The 2,554-nt window shown below is 30.7% G+C and carries 3 protein-coding genes; 1 reads left to right on the top strand and 2 read right to left on the bottom strand.

Annotated elements, in window-relative coordinates; translation table 11 throughout:
• Positions 1-858 (bottom strand): DUF4214 domain-containing protein (locus HG1285_RS04775; RefSeq protein ID WP_008288560.1); only part of this gene is annotated, 858 nt, incomplete at its 3' end.
• Between the two features lie 37 nt (positions 859-895).
• Entirely contained in the window at positions 896-1,564 is a 669-nt protein-coding gene (locus tag HG1285_RS04780) for a hypothetical protein (protein WP_008288559.1), read from the bottom strand.
• A gap of 60 nt (positions 1,565-1,624) precedes the next feature.
• Here HG1285_RS04780 and HG1285_RS04785 point away from each other — a divergent pair.
• The coding region (locus HG1285_RS04785; protein WP_343122638.1) for an acyltransferase at positions 1,625-2,554 on the top strand (930 nt) is incomplete at its 3' end.

The raw sequence follows: 2,554 nt of genomic DNA, 5'->3' as shown, positions 1-2,554 counted from the left end.
ACTATTATCTATTGCATATATTTCATCAGCTCCGTATCCACCAATCAAGTAATCCCTTCCATATTCTCCATAGATTTTATCATTTCCGGTTCCACCTTCTACAACATCATTTCCAGCACCTGCGTGTATTGTATCGTTTCCTCCACCTCCGTTGATATAATCGTCATTATCTGTTCCTTGAATTTTCTCTGATTTATCAGTATATTCTTGTAGTTTTGAGTTCTGTTTTATTTTATCAAAGATAGAAGTATCTTTGTCTGAAGGTGATGTAGGATTTAATAGTTGCTTAGCTAAGTTTGGATTTTGCTTTATGTTATCAAGTAGGTTTATTACTTTTGTTTTGTCTTCGTCTTTATCTTTTACAGCCTTAACTATGTCTTTAAATACTTCAAAATCTGAATCATCTAATTTACCATTATTATCAATATCAGCATTATCAAACTTTTCAGCAACTTGAATAGCAACATCGGCTCTGTTTAATAATGTTTTTGTAGCTGGATTGTTTGCGTATTGAGTTATGGCAGCATATATTATGTCTGCAATTGCTTTTCCTTTTGTTGTGTGGCCGGTTTCTATCTGTGTCTTCCAGTAATTTATACCATCTGGGTCATCCTGTTTAGTTTTACCTAAGATATTTTCATAAAGGGTTTCTACAAGATAATCTGTGTTTGATAACTGTTCATAACCTGTGTACTGTATAGCTGCATTGTACATATTTTCTGCGAGCTGTTTTAAATCCCATCCATTTTGCTGCATCTGGTTTACCCAATAATCAAGACCTTGTTTTTCGGGTGCTCTACCAAAAACACCTACATAGATAACAGCTACATCTTTTCTGCTGTCTCCTGTTAACGGCATTTTTTTACCCCCTCTTATAAAAGTTTTTCAGAATAAATTATACTATATTGTTGAAGTTTATTAAATCCATATATTCCCATTCTCTATATGCCATTATATAAACTTTGTGTTTTGTTGCAAGGTTTAGTTTATCTTCTTCTGCTCTTAGGGTTGCTAAAATTGGTACTATTTTATAGTCTTTGTATTCTGGGAAAAGTTGTTTTAAGCTATCTATTTTTTGGAAAATCCACTGTGTTATGTGATTTTCCCTAATTGTAGATTTTACCTCTACTAAAAAAACCTTTTTACATTTATCAGATACGGCTATAATATCAAATTCATCTTTGTAGTCGTTTAGTTTTTTCTTTATGTTTGCCATAAGTTGATTTATTTCGCATTTGAAATATTTTTCTAATACTGGTCTTGTTGCTGGATAAACTATGTCTTCTACTATTGTTCCCATTTTATTTGCAAGTTCTCCCCACTGTTTGTTCATTCTTTTAACTTCTGCTTTCATTTCGTCTTTAAAGTTTTTCATCTCATCCTTAAATTCTTTCATCTCATCCTTAAACTCTTTCATCTCATCCTTAAACTCTTTCATTTCTTTTTTGAGCTCTTGTAGTTCCATTTCTGTTTTGTGCTGGATATAAACAAGCTCCATTATCATTTGTTCAATTTTGTCAAGCCTATTTTCTGCTTTGTCTAACCTTTCTTCTACTGCTGGCATTTTATGACACCTCACAAGTAGCTTTGATTTAATCAATAATTATAATATAGTAAGAAAAAAATAAAACAAGAGGTAAATTTAAATATAGGCTACTTTAGGTTTTTACTTGCTAATTTAGTTTTGCTTTCACATACAGGTGTTAGAATTTATGGGCTTAATGAAGGGGTTTTTGCTGTTGTTATTTTTTATATTTTAGCTGGGCATGTTGTTAGTAAATTATTTGAAGAGATTTTTAATAAAGATTACAGACAGTTTTATTTTGATAGGTTTTTGAGGATATATCCCCTTTACTGGTTTTTTTGTTTTTGGGTTTTAGTATTTCTGGTAATATCTAATTTTGGAAGTCCTAAAATTATAGTTTTTAAACTTTTTAGTAATTTTGCTATTATTCCTTTAAACTATTATATGTATATTCCTGATTGGATAAATGTTTTAAAAGACAGCATTGGAAATTGGAATTTAATTCCTCCTGCTTGGTCTTTGGGGACTGAAGTGCAGGTCTATTTGCTTATGCCATTTTTGCTTGTTTACAGGTGGTTTTTTGCTATTGGGTTTTTGGGAAGTTTATTTGTTTATAGCTTGGCAAATTTAAATATTATTCATTCTGATTATTTTGGATATAGGCTTGTTGTTGGTGTTTTGTTTATGTTTTTGTTAGGAGTGTTAATTCAGAGGGTCGTTTCTAAAAGGGCAAGTAGGTTAGATAAACTTTTATTAATTGGCTGTTATTTGTTTGTTTCGTTTTGGTTTTTGGTAGTTGTTTTGTATTTTGGTAAATATGGAGCTTATACTAAAGAAACAATGCTAGGAATTTTACTGGGAGTTCCTGTTGTTTATTTAATACTTAAACTCTGGAAGAAAAAGTCTAAAGTAAATTATCTTTTTGGTGATTTGTCTTATGGAGTATTTTTAAGTCATTTTTTTGGTATTTGGATTTGGGAATATTTTACAGGTTGCCAGTGTGGTAAGTTTTTTGTTTTGTTTGTGTTT

It is taken from the genome of Hydrogenivirga sp. 128-5-R1-1 (assembly GCF_000171895.1).
Note: the sequence above shows the minus strand (reverse complement) of the source record. Positions and strands in the feature narration are given on the sequence as shown.

Bases quoted from the DNA above. Each gene is read 5' to 3' on its own strand.
- HG1285_RS04780 (WP_008288559.1), bottom strand. From the start codon at position 1,564: ATGCCAGCAGTAGAAGAAAGGTTAGACAAAGCAGAAAATAGGCTTGAC.